Origin of the sequence: Streptococcus sanguinis, assembly GCF_020729765.1 — a bacterium.
GTDB classification, from domain to species: Bacteria; Bacillota; Bacilli; order Lactobacillales; family Streptococcaceae; genus Streptococcus; species Streptococcus sanguinis_Q.
On sequence record NZ_JAJEPD010000034.1, the window covers coordinates 30,339 to 46,495 of the forward strand.

Genomic DNA, 16,157 nt, shown 5'->3' on the forward strand with positions numbered 1-16,157 from the left:
GATATTTTTAAGGTTGAAGTATCATAGTCAATTAGCTTTTCTTGTTTTCAAAGATGAAGAGTTTACTGAAAACATAGTTGAGAACAATAATAAGTACTTGAGAAAAAAGTGACTCGATAGAGTTGATAAGATTGCGGTTATTGTTGACAAATTGCCCGATAATATTAGGATAAGTATCCACTAATAATTTTGCAAGAACGATGTCTAGCAAAAGAGTGCCAGAACGCGCCAGAGCAAATTTAAAAAGTCGTTTTTGCCAACCTTTGCGCTGCTGTTTAAAGACAATGGTATCATTTGTGATAAAAGCAAAAAGTACTGCTGTGACATTAGCAGTAATGGTCGCAAATAATGTCTGTCCTGTAAGAGCGAAGATAAGGAGACGAGTAGTCATATAAACAAGGGTAGCTGCCACACCAAAGAAAAGATAGGACAGAACCTCATTGTCAAAGAATTTTTTGATTAAAGTTTTCATAAAGATAGTCTATCATATTTCTAGGATTTATGCTATACTAGTTGGGTTGCTAAATCTGTTTGGAAATCAACTAATGATGCTCTTCTCATGCGATGCAACCCTTGGCGCTTAACTTCTTTCGCCAAGCATATTACACGCGGTAAAGCCGCTAAAGGAGAAAACATGAAACAAGAAAAACTGACAGTTCGTGACTTGGCTCAGATTGCCATTGTTGCTGCTATTTATGTTGCCCTTACGATTACGCCCCCTTTAAATGCTATTAGCTATGGTGCTTACCAGTTCAGAATTTCTGAAATGATGAACTTTATGGCCTTTTATAATCGGAAGTATATCATGGGAGTGACCATTGGCTGTATGATTGCCAATCTCTATAGTTTTGGAATCGTTGATGTCTTTGTCGGTGGCGGGTCCACTTTAGTCTTCCTGTCATTGGGTGTCTACCTTTTCAGTCGCTATAAGAATCAATATCTGATTAAAGACTTGATTCGTTTGGATCATTTCTATTTTGCAGTATTCTTTTCTATTTCGATGGTGACCATTGCTGCAGAGTTACATTTCTTGCAAGGTTTGCCATTCCTCCTGACTTGGTTCACAATGGCTATTGGAGAATTTGCTTCCTTGATTGCTGGAGCTATCCTTATTAACCAGATTGCGAAAAGGATTGATTTGACAAAATAAGACAGCAGAGAGCGGAATTTCCGCTCTTTTTATGTCCTTTTGTTTTTTAGGAAGAATTGAGAACAAATAGAGGAAGATTTTGTGTATTTGTGATAAAATAGAAGTATGAAAGAAAGAATGTCAGAATTAGTAAAATTGCTCAACCGATATGCCCATGAATATTATACGGCAGACAGGCCAAGTGTATCGGACAGCGAGTATGACAGACTCTATCGTGAGTTAGCGGAGTTAGAAGAAAAGTACCCAACCGATATCCTGCCTGACAGTCCGACACATCGGGTGGGAGGGAAGATTTTAGAAGGATTTGAAAAATATCCACACCAGTATCCTCTCTTTAGTTTGCAGGATGCTTTTTCACGTGAAGAATTAATAGTCTTTGACCAGAGGATTCGCAAGGAATTTCCTCAGGTCTCTTATCTTTGTGAGCTCAAGATTGATGGGCTCTCTATTTCCCTGACCTATGAAAAGGGAATCTTGGTAGCAGGAGCGACTCGGGGGGATGGCTCTGTTGGAGAAAACATCACTGAAAATCTCAAGCGGGTCAAGGATATTCCTCTGACATTGAAAGAACCGCTGGACATTACGGTTCGCGGAGAGTGCTACATGCCCAAGGCTTCCTTTGATGCGGTTAATCAGCTTCGGCAGGAGAATGGTGAGCCTGAGTTTGCCAATCCCCGAAATGCGGCAGCAGGAACCTTGCGGCAGTTGGACACAGCAGTTGTGGCCAAGCGCAATCTAGCAACCTTTCTCTACCAAGAAGCCAGTCCGACTCAGGTTGGCAGCCAAGAAGAGGTCTTAAACAAGCTGGCAGATTTGGACTTTTCAGTCAATCCTACACATATTCTGGCGGATTCTATCGACTCAGTTTGGGAGTTTATCGAAAAGATCGCTGAGGAGCGGGACAGTCTTCCTTATGAGATTGACGGTATTGTCATCAAGGTCAATGACTTGGCTGTGCAAGAGGAGCTAGGCTTTACTGTTAAGGCGCCTAAGTGGGCCATCGCCTATAAGTTTCCGGCTGAGGAAAAGGAAGCCCAGCTTCTGTCTGTTGACTGGACAGTGGGGCGGACGGGAGTTGTGACTCCGACAGCCAATCTGACACCAGTGCAGTTAGCGGGAACGACTGTCAGCCGAGCAACCTTGCACAATGTGGACTATATTGCAGAGAAGGATATTCGTCAGAAAGACACCGTTATCGTCTATAAGGCGGGGGATATTATTCCTGCTGTCTTGCGAGTGGTCGAGTCCAAGCGGGTGTCAGAAGAGGCTTTGGAAGTGCCAAGCCATTGTCCAAGCTGCGAGAGTAAGCTAGTGCACTTTGAAGACGAAGTGGCTCTGCGCTGCATTAACCCGCTCTGTCCAGCCCAGATCAAGGAGGGCTTGATTCACTTTGCTAGCCGGGATGCCATGAACATTACCGGCCTTGGTCCAGCAGTGGTAGAGAAGCTCTTTGCTCAAAATCTAGTCAAGGATGTGGCTGGAATCTATCGGCTGACGGTGGAAAATTTACTAGAACTAGAGAACTTTAAGGAAAAATCAGCAAATAAATTATATACTGCTATTCAAGCTTCCAAAGAAAACTCGGCTGAACGCCTCTTGTTTGGCTTGGGAATTCGCCATGTGGGAAGCAAGGCCAGTCGAATTTTGCTGGAGAAATTTCATGATATTCCTAAGTTGTCTCAGGCCAGCCAAGAAGAGATTGCAGCTATTGACAGCCTTGGAACTGTGATTGCCCAAAGCTTACATACCTATTTTGAGCAGGAAGGCTCTCAGATTCTTTTGGCGGAGCTGCAGGAAGCAGGTGTGAATCTGGACTATCTGGGGCAAAAGGCAGCGGCTGATGCAGCCCTATCTGGTATGACGGTTGTCCTGACTGGTAAATTACAAAAATTGACACGCAATCAAGCTAAAGAAAAATTGCAGAGTCTGGGTGCTAATGTTTCCGGATCTGTTTCTAAAAAAACGGATCTGTTAGTAGCTGGCGCAGATGCCGGCAGTAAGCTGGCCAAGGCTCAGGAGTTGGGAATTGAAATTCGGGATGAAGATTGGCTTGATAGCTTATGAGGCTGAAGTATGAAGGATAAGATTAAACGAGCACGATTGATTTATAACCCGACTTCGGGACAGGAAATTATTAAGAAAAATATTGCGGAAGTTCTGGATGTTTTGGAGGATGTGGGCTATGAAACCAGCGCCTATCAAACCACTCCAGCGCCTCTTTCTGCTCAAAAAGAAGCTGAAAGAGCAGCAAAAGCAGGATTTGATTTGATTATTGCGGCAGGCGGCGACGGTACCATCAATGAGGTAGTCAATGGCGTGGCGAATCTGGATGAACGGCCTAAATTGGCCTTTATTCCAACTGGCACAACCAACGATTATGCGCGTGCTCTGAAGATTCCCATGGGAGACCCAGTAGCAGCAGCCCGCATTATCGAAAAGAACCAGACCATAAAGATGGATATTGGCCGGGCATATGGCAGCAAGTATTTTATCAATATTGCAGCAGCTGGAACCCTGACAGAGCTGACGTACAGCGTTCCTAGCGAGGTCAAATCCCGCCTAGGCTACTTTGCCTATGTTGCAGAAGGAGCAAAAAAGCTCCCTCGCTCTAAGTTCCGCAAGGTCCGTATCAAGCACGACCACGGTGTCTTTGAAGGGAAGATTTCGCTCATGTTTGCGGCCCTGACCAACTCCATTGGTGGTTTTGAAAAGCTAGCGCCAGATACTAAATTAGATGACGGGAATTTTACCTTGATTTTGGTCAAGACAGCCAATCTCTTTGATATGCTGAGTCTGATGATGCAGGCTATCAATGGCGGTCAGCACGTTGGCGATATCAATGTAGAATACCTCAAAACAAGCAAGCTGCAGCTGGAAGTTTTAGATAAAAAAGGTCCATTTATGCTGAATTTGGATGGAGAATACGGCGGTGATACGCCTGTTGAACTGGAAGTGCTGCACGGTCATTTGGAATTTTTTGCCAATATTGATGAAATCAGTCAGACAGCCCTTTCAATAGAATAATTTTAGATAAGAGATAAAAGAACATGCTAGACTATAAAGTCTTAGTCCATTACCACAATCCTACTGGAGATTATTTCTCCTATGATATGTGGCAGTGGCAAATAAACCAATGGGGACAGGAAGTAGCCTTTTCCAAACTTGATTATTTTGGTATTCAGGGGGAATTATCATTTCAAACCTGGGAGCCCTTAGATCATGCTCATGTGATTATCAAACGTTCAGACTGGTCTAGCCAGTCATGTGACTATCATATTGATCTGTTACCGCCTCATCTGGTGACGGAAATTTGGCTGATTGAGGGAGATACGCAGGTGTATTATTCCCTGCAGGCTGCAACGACAAGTCACCAGTATTCACGCCGGCGTCCGCATAACTTTGATGTTGCCCTGAGAACAGACTACTTTGATGAATGTTGGGGCTATCAAGGCTGGTTGGGACACCGTCAGACGGACGGCGCGCATACCTTCAAAGTTTGGGCACCGACAGCTAGGAAGGTAGAGCTAGTTGTCTATGAATCGGCTGACAATCAAGCTCCTGTTTATAAAATCTTCCCAATGAAAAAAGGAGACCGATATTCTCACGACCATAAGGAAAACACCATCGGTGTCTGGTCAACTGAAATAGCAGAAGACTTGACCGGCAAAACTTATCATTACCATGTTAGCTTTGAATACCGTAATTTTTATACTCGCGATCCCTATACCATTGCGACCAGTCCAGATGGCAAGCGATCAGCGATTCTTGGAGCGGATGAGACAGAAGTAGCGGGCTTTGAGGTTCGACAGGGCAAAGAAGCTTTCTGGCGCTTGGATAATCCAAATCAAGCAGTGATTTATGAGATGCACATTCGGGATTTGACCAAGTCGGAAACTTCTGGCGTGGATAGTCAGCTGCGCGGGACCTTCTTGGGAGCCTGTCAAAAAGGCACTACCAATCATCAAGGGCAAAAGACAGGCTTTGACTATATCAGTGATTTAGGCGTTAATGTCGTCCAGCTTCAGCCTGTCTCTGACCGTTACAAGGACTATGATGAAAATGGAGAGCTGATCTACAACTGGGGCTATGACCCGCAGAATTATCATGCTCCAGAGACGAGCTTTTCCAGCAATCCTGCCGACCCAGCGCAGGCCATTCGTGATTTGAAAACGATGATTCAGGCCTACCATGATGCGGGGATCTCTGTGACACTGGATGTTGTTTACAATCACATCTACTCGACATATGATTCTGCTTTTCAGGCTACAGTACCGGATTATTACTATCGGATGAATCCTAATGGCTCTTTCCAAAACGGAACTGGTGTGGGTAGTGAGACAGCCAGCGAGCACGAGATGTTTCGCAAGTTTATGATTGACTCCCTGCTGTACTGGGTAGAGGAGTTCAATGTGGATGGCTTCCGCTTTGACCTAATGGGAATTCATGATGTGGAAACGATGAATGCCATTCGTCAGGCCATGGATGAGGTGGATCCACGAATCCTGCTCTATGGAGAAGGCTGGGATATGGGAACGGGTCTAAGACCGGAAGAAAAAGCCAAGAAGGACAATGCTTATCAGTTGCCACGGATTGGATTTTTCAATGATACAGAGCGGGATGCGGTTAAGGGAGCCGAGGTTTACGGCGGCATCAAGGCTGGTTTTGTCAGTGGTCAGGCGACAGAGGATATCGTCGCTAAGTCTATCCTTGGCAGCAGTGAGCTAGGCAGCTATCGCAGTCCTGATCAAGTTCTTAACTACGTGGAGGCTCACGACAATTTCAACTTACATGATTTACTTGCGGAGCTGCATCCCGACGATGATGTTCTGACTCGCACCAAGCGGATTGAGCTGGCAACTGCCATGAACCTGCTCATGCAGGGTATGGCTTTCATGGAGGTGGGACAGGAATTTTCCCGTACTAAGCTGGTAGCTACGGGGGAAGACGGCCAAGTCCTGCATAGCGATCGCGAAAGGGCTATGAACAGCTACAATGCACCAGATGCAGTCAATCAGGTGAATTGGGATATTTTGCAGGACCATCAAGAGAGTATTGATTTTATCAAGGACATCATTCGTCTCAAGACATCTTGCAAGGCCTTTTCTTATCAGACCTATGAAGATATTTATAAGCATGTCTTTGTCCAATCAGCAGAGCAGGGCAGTGGCTTGATTATCTTCGAAATCAAGGACGACAAGCATTATCAAGTCATTTTTAACGCTAGCGGCCTGCCTTACTATCTGCCTAATGCAGATAAGCTGCGCCTCGTAGTTGGCAATAGCCGTCATAAGAAGCCTTTCTATGTTGAAAATCTGACGGTTTCTGTTTTTGAAGTTATTCAATAAGTTATTAGCTACATGAAAAGCGGCTCTTTGTCAACTGTAGTGGGTTGATGAAAAGTTATAATCTGGAGAGGACTAAATCAGTCCTCTCCTTTTTGATGTTCAAAGCGATGAGGATTCTAGTTTGAAAATTGTCAAAGTTCCGAAAGCCGAAAGCGTTTCGCTCATTCCTACAGCGGTTTTACCCACTACAGAAATTATAGAGCTACTTTTTCTACCACTTACTTAGGAAATCTTACCACTTACCGAAAAGGGGTAGATTTGCTATTGTCCATTTGTTAGGATAAGGGTGCAAAGGGGAAAATACATCTTAAGGAGGATATCATGAAACCATCATTTTTGAAAAACGCTGTGGCGTTAGTAAGCTGTGGCTTGCTCGCTTTTGGAGCAGCGCAAGTTCGAGCTGACCAGCAAAAATTGCCGTCGGGCACGCCTTATGACCAAATCGGTCAGAAAATTGAAAATTTCCACAAGGAACACGAAAAAACCAGCGCGGGACTGGCGGCAGCAGTCTTTGATAAGGACGGCCAAACCATTTACCAAAAGAACTTTGGCTATATGGACAAGGAAAAGAAGCTGGCTGTGGACGACAACTCGGTTTTTGAATGGGGCTCCGCCACCAAATTGACCGTCTGGCTCAGCGTCATGCAGCTCTGGGAAGAAGGAAAAATTGACCTAAAAACAGATATAAAAGAGTATTTGCCCAAGGATTTCCTGAAACACCTCAAATACGACAAGCCCATTACCATGCTGGATCTGATGAACCACCAAGCGGGTTTTGATGAAACGCCGCTGAACACAGGAACAGGCAAGAGCTTGGAAGAATTACTAAAAAGCCAGCCCGCTCAAACTTATGAGCCAGGGACGGTGACATCCTATTCCAATTACAGTACAGCTCTAGCAGGCTATATCGTGGAGCGCATCAGCGGACAGGACTTTGCGGATTATGTCCACGAGCATATTTTCCAGCCTTTGGGCATGAACCATACCGCTCTCTTACCTGATTTGTCGGACAATACCTATGTCCGAGACAAGCGGCAGGGTGAGAAAACCTATGATACAAACGGAAGTTTATATCTAGATAAATTGCTTCCCGCGGATATTTATCCAGCGGGGCAGGCGACAGGGACTTTTGCCGATTTCAAGCGGTTCGCGCAAGCTCTTTTGAGAAAGGAAAAGCTCTTTAAGCGCCCAGAAACCTGGAATGAACTGTATCAGACAACTTCTACATTCTCAGATAAAGCAGTCGCTAAGAATGCCCACGGCTTTTGGGTGACAGAGTATGAGATAGGCTCTATTTTAGGGCACGGCGGTCATTCTTTTGCCGGTTTTTCAACCATGATTTCGCTGGATTTCAAGTCGGGTATCGGCATGGTTACCATGGTAAATCAGAGAGAAGAAGCCACCTTTTCTTTCGGTCTGCCCGATTTAGTCTTTGGCAAGAAAAAGCAAGCCCCTAACCAGTCTCAAAAAGACTTTCAGGAGGGCATGTATCGGACTTCCCGCTCCATTCAGCAAGGCCCGACCTCTATTTCGCGCCTTACTCCTGTTTATACTTTTTATGTGAAAGATGTGATCAAAGACGGTCATCTGCTACTCAGCAACTACTGGCTTTGGCAACATCGCCAAGGACGAACAGAAGTTGAAACAACCTATAATCATTTAGAAAAGCTCTCGCTTTGGGAGGTGGTAAAGGATTATGGTTCTGTCGCTCTGCTGGGTCTCGCAGTTGTTTATGCTGTGCTTGTTCTTTTGTTAGCTGCTTTGGGTAAGGTGTATCGCTTGCTTTTTGGGAAAGGAAGTAAAAGAGCGACTCCAAGAAGTTGGAAAATTTGGCATTATGGCACTTGCGGACTGATTTTGGTTAGCCTAGTCAATCTAGCAGGTCTCGTCATCGTTGCCGTTTCGGGCAAGTACATGCCCGATTATCGCTGGCAAGCCATTCTCTTTGCCTTCTTAGCACTGATTTTTCTGGTCAATGCTGCGCTGCCCATCTTCCTGCGCTCAACCTTCCAAGTTAGCAAGGGTCGAAAAATCTTGACCTACTTGACCAGCAGCGCTTCACTTATCGTCGTTCTCAATATCCTCTACTGGAGCCTCTACCAATGGTGGGCACTTTAATAGAAAGGAAAGCTATGACCCATTCTCAAAAAATCGAAACAATGATTCAAAACGGATCCGACCAACTCTACACCGTTTGCTATCCCAATCCTGACAAGGAAACGATTATCCTGCTGCACGGTGGACCGGGAACGCCTGATGACTTCAAGCTCTTTATCCCTAAGCTCGAAAAAGATTATCAACTGATTGTCTTTCACCAGCGGGGAACGAGAAAATCGCCCTGCCTGAGTGGCGACTACAGCATGGAAGCCTACATTGCGGACATCAACACGATTGCCGACCACTTCAATGTAGATAAATTTCACCTTTTGGGACATTCCTGGGGCGGATTGTACGCGCAAATCTACGCCAGCAAAATCCCTGAGCGGGTTCTTAGTCTCTTTCTTTCCTCTCCGGGAACAGGCACGAGCAAGCAGTGGCAGCAAATGGAAAAAGAGATGATGAATTACAATAAAAATCACTGCACGACTATCGAATGGCTAAAAATGGGAATCTATTCTCTGCTCGGCAATCTTGGTAGTTCCAAGGCTTCGCAAGCTCTCTTTCGCCAAGTTGTCCGTAATTACAATGCCGACTATCCAGCCTTTCATGATGTGAAACTAGACATGAGCAATGTTTCAGTCCAAGCAGGCAATCAGACAAGAAAGGAAATTATGGCCTATCCTCTCTTGCCCCGACTAGAAGATCCTGCTTTTCCTATTACCGTGACTTTCGGTGACAATGATATTTTTGGTGCTAGCATGCACTTTGTCATCAGCCGCTACCCTAGCGCCCAAGTCTTTACGATTAAAAACAGCGGCCACTTCCCATTTCTTCATAATCCGCAGGATTACTTTGCTATCTTGCACCAGCATTTTCAACCTTAGCATGAACCTCTAAAGTTTTCCAACTTTAGAGGTTTTCACTTATCTGCAACTTATCCCTCTTTTTCGGGCTCTTTGTCAACTGTAGTGGATTGATGAAAAGTTATAATCTGGAGAGGACTGATTTAGTCCTCTCCTTTTTGATATTCAAAGCGATGAGGATTCTAGTTTTAAAGTTTTCAAAGTTCCGAAATCCGAAAGCATTTCGCTTGATGACTTTGATGAGGTTGTTAGTAGCTTCTAGTTTTGCATTTGAGTAGGGCAGTTCCAGTGCGTTCAGGATCTTGTCCTTATCTTTCAAAAAGGTCTTAAAAACAGTTTGAAAAATAGAATTTACACAAGAAATGGTATCTTCAATGAGTCCAAAGAAATGGTCAGCCTGTTGCTCTTGAAAATGAAAAAGCAGGAGTTGGTAGAGTTTATAGTGTTCTCTGAGTTCTTGAGAGTAAGAAAGTAGCTTTTTCAGAATTTCTCTATTGGTCAAGTGCATGCGAAAAGTTGGACGATAAAAGCGTTTATGGCTGAGTTTACGGCTATCCTGTTGAATGAGTTTCCAGTAGCGTTTGAGTGCCCTATATTTGTGCGATTTTTTATTCAACTGATTCATGATTTGGATGCGGAGGCGGTTCATAGCCCGGCTGAGATGTTGTACAATGTGAAAACGATCCAGAACGATTTTAGCGTTTGGAAATAGTTTTCTGGCAATATCGTAGTAGGGGCTAAACATGTCCATTGTAATGATTTTCACTCGACTTCTTACCTGTCTAGAATAACGAAGGAAATGGTTGCGAATCGTTGCTTGAGCCCGCCCATCTAGGATAGCTATGATCTTTCTGGAATCAAAATCCTGTGCAATGAAGCTCATCTCTATCTGCCGATTGAAACAGTCACTTCCCTGACTGTTTCCATATCCCAGCTCATGTATTCTGGAAGGTAGTTGAGGTTCACGTTGAACTTGAATTCTTTCAATTTACGAATGACGGTGGAAGTGGAGATAGCTAGGATTTCAGCGATAGCTTTCATAGGGACTTTCTTGATCAATTTTTGAGCGATTTTCTGGTTGACGATGGCTGCGATTTGGTGATTCTTCTTGACTAAGGAAGTCTCTGCGACTGCCATTTTCCTACAGACTTTACAGCGGAAACGGCGTTTCTTTAACCGAATCAGCGTTTTGTATCCCACACACTCTAGATATGGAATTTTGGATTCTTTCTGGAAGTCATATTTAGCCATTTGTCTTTGACAGTGGGAGCATTTAGGAGCAGGATAATCTAGCTTAGAGATAATTTCTTTATGAGTTCCAGCATCTAGAACATCCAAGATAGTGATGTTAGGGTCTTTTATTCCCAGTAAGTTTGTGATAAAATTGAACTGTTCGATAACAGTCTTTCTAATGATAGTTTCATCGCTTTTCATTATAGGACTTATGGGACTTTTTTTCTACAACAAAAGAGGCTCCATCATTCCTACAGCGGTTTTACCCACTACAGAAATTATAGAGCCTGAAAAGCCTTAAGTCCAATGGACTTAAGGCTTTTGCTATCTATGGATTGGCTGTGGAACTAGAGCTGGAAGAGCTCGAGTCTTCCTGACTGCTGTCTTCGTCGCTGCTGCTAGTTTGGAACTGCTCTGGATGCAGTGCACGATAGCTTGGCGAATTAAAGAGGTCCACAGTGGAAACATTACCTCGCTTAGAGTAAAGACTGGTTGATTGGTCGCCTTTTTCCTTTTCAATAGCCAACAAGGCCTTCATTGAATTAAGATAAGAGTAATCTTTAGGGTTGACCTTGCCTAAGTCATTTCCCTTGTAGAAGCGAATCAAGTCACCGGTTTGAATAGCGTCACTCATCTTAAGCTGAGTATTGGCAGCATTACGAATCTCATCCAGTTCTTTCTTGATAGTTTCGTCTGGATTGGTAATTTCCTCACCGGTCTGGGTGTAGTAGGTCCGTCCGTTGAAGCTAGTGTATTTTGGAGTGACAAAGTTATTGCTGGATCGGAAAGCTGTGATTTGCTGATGCTGAGATGACAGCAGGTCTTGTCCAACCTGAAGGTAGTTTTTAGAGTCAATGCCCAGCAAATGCTCCAATGTTGGCAGCATATCCACTTGACCGCCGTAGGTATCAATGATCTTTCCTTTGTCCATGCCAGGTACCACTACCATGTATGGTACGCGCTGCATCATAGCATTGTCATAATTGGACCAAGTCTCAGAAGTCTTTCCTACAAGAGGGGCTAAGTTAGGATTACGGGTTTGGGAAATTCCAAAATGGTCTCCGTAGAGAACGATAATAGAGTTGTCATAGAGGCCGGATTCTTTGAGATAATCAAACAAGGCCTTGACAGAAGAATCTAGATAGTTGGCAGTTGCAAAGTAGCCATTGATGGTTTCATCCTTGGTCTTGGCCAGAGGGAAGCCAATTTCGTCGCCAATCAGACTTGTCGTGTAAGGATAGTGATTGGAAACCGTGATATACTTAGCATAGAAAGGCTGCTGCAGGTGTTCCAGATATTTGATGGAATCTTTCAGCATAATCTTGTCGTTCAAACCGTACTGGAAGGAGTTGGTGTCGTCCTGCTTGGTAAAGTAAGATGCATCGAAGAAATAGTTATAACCCCATTGCTTGTAAGCAGTATTACGGTTCCAGAAGCTTCCTGTATTTCCGTGGAAAACAGCAGAAGTGTAGCCGCCATTTTTGGAAAGAATAAAAGGTGCAGCTTGCTGGGTATTGGTACCACCGTAGTTGACCATGAAGGAGCCTTGATTGAGACCAAAGAGCCCAGTTTCAATCATGGTTTCAGCATCAGAAGTCTTACCAGCCTTGACCTGGTTGAAGACATTAGAGAAAGCCAGAGTCGAATTGGAGTGGTAGAGGGAATTGAGGAAAGGTGTCACCTCGTACTCTTTCCCATCTGCCTGCAGCTTATAGTCAATCAGGAACTGCTGGAAGCTTTCCAGATGGACATAGATGACATTGCGTCCTTTGGCAATCCCGTAATATTCTGGATTTGGTTCCGCATAGTGGGATTGGATATATTCTGTTACTGGTTCCAAGTCTTTTTCAGAAGCTTTGGAGCGCTCACGATTGGCGGTATATGTCTGGTTAGCACTGTAACCTAGAAAGGCTGGCAAGCCCAGAGCCCGAACGACATAATAGTTGGAAAATCCACGTGACAAGAGCTCAGGCCGGTCAATTTCAGCCAAGAAAAGGTTGGCTGAGAACAGCATGGCGGACAGGGATGTCACAGCAAAACTGGCACGTTTATTGAAAGGCCGGTCATCCATGCGGATGTATTTCTTAAAGAATAAGAAGGCCAAAATCGGGAAATCAATCAGATAAAGAATATCCCAAGGGCGGAAGAGCTCAAGTGCTGCTTCCCCAAGTCCGGCTGAAACGCTGCTTGAAGCCAGCATAGTGTTTACTGTGACAAAGTCACTGAACTCGCGGTAGTAAATGGAGTTAGATACCAGCCAAGCAAAGAGGAGTAGATAGATTCCAAAGGCTAGGCTGTAGAATAATTTGGTTCGTTTTACATAAAGTGCCAGTCCCAGCAGCAAGAGGCTGATAGGGAAAGGGTTGATAATAGCTAAAAATACTTGATAGGCACCTTGGATATCAAGGTTAAAATCAATCGTATAGGCCCACATGGTTTTTATCCAATAGAGGACCAGTAAAATCAAGACAAAACCTAGTCTCGTACTCATGAAATTGAGTAAATTCTTGGTTATTTTTTTCACAAAAAGTTACTTCCTTGTCTTATTTCCTAAAAATTTTCTCCTCTAAGTATAACATAATTTCTCCAGTTAAGGAAAATTTGAGCCGCATTTGAGATATTTTAAATCGGCGAAATTGTAATATTTCTATAAAAGCCTTATCCTCTCTATGGAGAGGTTTATAGTCGTTTTGCACTTGTTTGTGAAATCTTTTATTAACTCAAATGTAAAATATGTTTTGAGAATTTTCACAATCTTTGGTATAATATAATTTATGAATAAACTTACTGTTAGTCAACAGGCAGAAGAAAAACTGAGAAAGGGCATTCTTTTATTAGATAAAAAGGATTTTGGTGCTCTTTCGCTTCAGAATCAATGCGTGGAGCTGCAAAACCGTCAGGGAAAGTTCTTAGGCACAGCCTATCTCTCTCCGCAGAATAAGGGAGTAGGCTGGCTGATTTCCCAGAAGAAGGTAGAGCTGAACTTGGATTTTTTTCAAACTCTCTTTGAGCAGGCTAAGAGCAGACGTTCTACTTATTTCCATTCGGCTGACACGACAGCTTTTCGACTCTTTAATCAAGAGGGGGATGGCTTCGGTGGCTTCACGGTGGATTTCTACAATGACTTTGCGCTTTTTTCTTGGTACAATGACTTTGTCTTTGCTATCAAGGAGCGGATTCTGACAGCCTTCGCTAAGGTTTTCCCAGAGATTCAGGGAGCTTATGAAAAGATTCGTTTCAAGGGTTTGAACTACGAATCAGCTCATCTCTACGGAGCGGAAGCGCCAGAAACCTTCACAGTCTTGGAGAACGGTGTTCGCTATCAGGTTTTTCTGAATGACGGTCTCATGACCGGTATCTTTCTGGATCAGCACGATGTGCGTGCTAGTCTGGTAGATGGTCTGGCTGCTGGTAAAAGTTTGCTCAATATGTTTTCCTATACAGCTGCTTTTTCAGTAGCAGCAGCCATGGGAGGTGCCAGTCAGACAGTATCAGTTGATTTGGCCAAGCGCAGCCGTGAGCTTTCTGAAGCTCATTTTCTGGCCAATGGTCTGACACTGGATCAGCATCGCTTTCAGGTGATGGATGTCTTTGATTATTTCAAGTACGCTAAGCGTCACGCTCTAAGTTTTGATGTCATTGTGATAGATCCGCCTAGCTTTGCTAGAAATAAAAAGCGGACATTCTCGGTTGCTAAAGATTATCATCGTTTGGTTGCACAAGCTTTGGAAATCCTGAATCCTCAGGGAATCATGATTTTAAGTACCAATGCAGCTAATCTTTCCAAAAGTAAGTTTAAACAAGAAATTGAAAAAGGCCTTGCCGGCAGAAAGCACCGCTATCTTGCGGAGTATGGCTTGCCAGCAGACTTTGCCTATAATAAAAAAGACGGGAGCAGTAATTACCTCAAGGTATTTACAATAAAGGTGGACCAATGAAATTAGTCGTTTCTGTAATGCCCAAGAGTTTAGAAGAAGCTCAAGAAATTGATGTATCACGTTACGAAGATGCGGATATTATTGAATGGCGGGCGGATTTTCTGGCCAAGGATGATATTTTAAATGTTGCGCCAGCTATTTTTGAAAAATTTGCTGGACGTGAATTGATTTTCACGCTGCGGACCCGTCAGGAAGGCGGAGAAATCGAACTGTCCGATGATGAATACGTAGCTCTCATCAAGGAAGTAGCCGGTTTTTACCAGCCGGATTATATCGACTTTGAATACTTCTCTCACAAGGGGAAATTTGAAGAAATGCTGGAGTTTCCTAATCTGGTGCTGAGCTACCACAACTTTGAGGAGACACCTGAAAATATGATGGAAATCCTGTCTGAGCTTACTTCTCTGACCCCTAAGGTGGTCAAGGTTTCTGTCATGGCTCACAATGAGCAGGATGTGCTGGACTTGATGAACTATACTCGCGGTTTCAAGACTTTGAATCCTGAGCAGGATTTTGTCACCATTTCCATGGGAAAAGTCGGCAGGATTTCACGCATTGCGGCTGATTTGACAGGTTCCTGCTGGTCTTTTGCCAGTCAGGAGATGGCGTCAGCACCTGGTCAGATTTCTCTGAGCAATATGAAGAAAATCCAGGAGATTTTGAATGAGAATTAATGGCCACACCCGCATGGCTGCTGTGGTTGCCAAGCCAATTAAGCACAGTATTTCTCCTCTTATTCACAATATGGCTTTTGAAAAGACTGATGTCAATGGTGTCTATCTAGCTTGGGAAGTAGAAGCGAAGGATCTGCAGGCCAGTATAGAAAATGTCCGCAGATTCGATATGTTTGGTGTCAATCTTTCCATGCCCTACAAGCAGGAAGTGATACCTTATCTGGACGAGCTTGATGTCAGCGCCCGCCTTATCGGAGCGGTCAATACGGTTGTGAATAAAAATGGAATTTTAGTTGGTTATAACACAGATGGCAAGGGATTTTTTAAGAGCTTGCCTTCTTTTGCTATTCGGGGCAAAAAAATGACGATTTTGGGAGCAGGCGGAGCAGCGACAGCTATTATTGCTCAAGCAACTTTGGACAATGCAGAGGAAATTTTCGTCTTTACTCGGAAAGCTTCCTATGAGAAGACTGGCAGAAAGATGGCAGCTATCAGTCACCAAACCAAGAGTCGTATCCAAGTACTAACCTTGGAGGATGCGGATAGTTTGCAGGATAAAATCAACCAATCAGACCTTCTGGTCAATGGGACTAGTCTAGGCATGGATGGCATCAGCATGCCCCTGCCTGAACAGATTGAGCTGCCTAGCCAGATTTTAGTTGCAGATGTTATCTACCAACCTTTCGAAACGCCCTTTCTCAAATGGGCCAGAAATCAAAATGTGACAGCAGTCAATGGACTTGGTATGCTGCTTTATCAGGGAGCAGAAGCCTTTGAGCTTTGGACTGGCAAGACCATGCCCAGTCAGGAAATTTGGCAGTGTTTAGAAGAATTGTATAAATAAGGAGGCGCTT

Annotated in this window: 12 protein-coding genes and 1 riboswitch; of the genes, 9 read left to right on the top strand and 3 right to left on the bottom strand. The window is 44.0% G+C overall.

All coding sequences use genetic code 11. The annotated features are described in order from the left end of the window. Positions 1 to 31: 31 nt before the first annotated feature. A complete protein-coding gene (locus K4H96_RS04670; RefSeq protein WP_223337057.1) occupies positions 32 to 472 on the bottom strand; it encodes a GtrA family protein in 441 nt (146 codons plus the stop codon). A gap of 58 nt (positions 473 to 530) precedes the next feature. After that, a riboswitch (PreQ1 riboswitch) is annotated at positions 531 to 637 on the top strand. On the opposite strand from K4H96_RS04670, the gene K4H96_RS04675 reads away from it, so the two are divergent. The 6 genes from K4H96_RS04675 (at position 635) to K4H96_RS04700 (ending at position 9,479) form a co-directional block, all read left to right on the top strand. Continuing rightward, positions 635 to 1,150 (top strand): QueT transporter family protein, encoded by a 516-nt coding sequence (locus K4H96_RS04675; protein ID WP_223337056.1) that lies wholly within the window; start codon positions 635 to 637, stop codon positions 1,148 to 1,150. It overlaps the preceding riboswitch by 3 nt. A gap of 105 nt (positions 1,151 to 1,255) precedes the next feature. Beyond that, positions 1,256 to 3,214: an NAD-dependent DNA ligase LigA gene (gene ligA, locus K4H96_RS04680; protein ID WP_223337055.1), complete on the top strand. Its 1,959-nt coding sequence runs from the start codon at positions 1,256 to 1,258 to the stop codon at positions 3,212 to 3,214. A gap of 9 nt (positions 3,215 to 3,223) precedes the next feature. After that, positions 3,224 to 4,174 (top strand): diacylglycerol kinase family lipid kinase, encoded by a 951-nt coding sequence (locus K4H96_RS04685; protein WP_002895076.1) that lies wholly within the window; start codon positions 3,224 to 3,226, stop codon positions 4,172 to 4,174. Between the two features lie 23 nt (positions 4,175 to 4,197). After that, positions 4,198 to 6,495: a type I pullulanase gene (gene pulA, locus K4H96_RS04690; RefSeq protein WP_223337054.1), complete on the top strand. Its 2,298-nt coding sequence runs from the start codon at positions 4,198 to 4,200 to the stop codon at positions 6,493 to 6,495. Positions 6,496 to 6,816: 321 nt separating this feature from the next. Continuing rightward, positions 6,817 to 8,613, top strand: coding sequence for a serine hydrolase domain-containing protein (locus tag K4H96_RS04695; RefSeq protein ID WP_223337053.1), 1,797 nt, complete (start codon positions 6,817 to 6,819; stop codon positions 8,611 to 8,613). Continuing rightward, positions 8,598 to 9,479, top strand: coding sequence for an alpha/beta fold hydrolase (locus K4H96_RS04700; protein WP_002897276.1), 882 nt, complete (start codon positions 8,598 to 8,600; stop codon positions 9,477 to 9,479). Before K4H96_RS04695 ends, K4H96_RS04700 begins: the two co-directional genes overlap by 16 nt. Before the next feature lie 100 nt (positions 9,480 to 9,579). Here the strand turns inward: K4H96_RS04700 and K4H96_RS04705 are convergent. Then, positions 9,580 to 10,856 (bottom strand): ISL3 family transposase gene (locus tag K4H96_RS04705; protein ID WP_223337331.1). Its coding sequence is split into 2 segments (ribosomal slippage): positions 9,580 to 10,346 and positions 10,346 to 10,856, totalling 1,278 coding nucleotides; the frame shifts between segments, so codons are not numbered across the junction. 163 nt (positions 10,857 to 11,019) lie between these two features. After that, positions 11,020 to 13,215: an LTA synthase family protein gene (locus tag K4H96_RS04710; protein ID WP_002897278.1), complete on the bottom strand. Its 2,196-nt coding sequence runs from the start codon at positions 13,213 to 13,215 to the stop codon at positions 11,020 to 11,022. A gap of 250 nt (positions 13,216 to 13,465) precedes the next feature. On the opposite strand from K4H96_RS04710, the gene K4H96_RS04715 reads away from it, so the two are divergent. The 3 genes from K4H96_RS04715 to K4H96_RS04725 are packed head-to-tail and all read left to right on the top strand — an operon-like array spanning position 13,466 to position 16,147. Beyond that, positions 13,466 to 14,629 (top strand): class I SAM-dependent rRNA methyltransferase, encoded by a 1,164-nt coding sequence (locus K4H96_RS04715; protein WP_223337052.1) that lies wholly within the window; start codon positions 13,466 to 13,468, stop codon positions 14,627 to 14,629. Continuing rightward, entirely contained in the window at positions 14,626 to 15,303 is a 678-nt protein-coding gene (aroD, locus tag K4H96_RS04720; RefSeq protein WP_223337051.1) for a type I 3-dehydroquinate dehydratase, read from the top strand. Before K4H96_RS04715 ends, aroD begins: the two co-directional genes overlap by 4 nt. Next, entirely contained in the window at positions 15,293 to 16,147 is an 855-nt protein-coding gene (locus K4H96_RS04725) for a shikimate dehydrogenase (protein WP_223337050.1), read from the top strand. Before aroD ends, K4H96_RS04725 begins: the two co-directional genes overlap by 11 nt. Positions 16,148 to 16,157: the final 10 nt, after the last annotated feature.

Excerpts from the sequence above, each read along its gene's own strand:
- K4H96_RS04685 (WP_002895076.1), top strand. The coding sequence starts at position 3,224 with ATGAAGGATAAGATTAAACGAGCACGATTGATTTATAACCCGACTTCG.
- K4H96_RS04675 (WP_223337056.1), top strand. The coding sequence starts at position 635 with ATGAAACAAGAAAAACTGACAGTTCGTGACTTGGCTCAGATTGCCATT.
- pulA (WP_223337054.1), top strand. The coding sequence starts at position 4,198 with ATGCTAGACTATAAAGTCTTAGTCCATTACCACAATCCTACTGGAGAT.
- K4H96_RS04700 (WP_002897276.1), top strand. The coding sequence starts at position 8,598 with ATGGTGGGCACTTTAATAGAAAGGAAAGCTATGACCCATTCTCAAAAA.
- ligA (WP_223337055.1), top strand. The coding sequence starts at position 1,256 with ATGAAAGAAAGAATGTCAGAATTAGTAAAATTGCTCAACCGATATGCC.
- K4H96_RS04695 (WP_223337053.1), top strand. The coding sequence starts at position 6,817 with ATGAAACCATCATTTTTGAAAAACGCTGTGGCGTTAGTAAGCTGTGGC.
- K4H96_RS04725 (WP_223337050.1), top strand. The coding sequence starts at position 15,293 with ATGAGAATTAATGGCCACACCCGCATGGCTGCTGTGGTTGCCAAGCCA.
- aroD (WP_223337051.1), top strand. The coding sequence starts at position 14,626 with ATGAAATTAGTCGTTTCTGTAATGCCCAAGAGTTTAGAAGAAGCTCAA.
- K4H96_RS04670 (WP_223337057.1), bottom strand. The coding sequence starts at position 472 with ATGAAAACTTTAATCAAAAAATTCTTTGACAATGAGGTTCTGTCCTAT.
- K4H96_RS04715 (WP_223337052.1), top strand. The coding sequence starts at position 13,466 with ATGAATAAACTTACTGTTAGTCAACAGGCAGAAGAAAAACTGAGAAAG.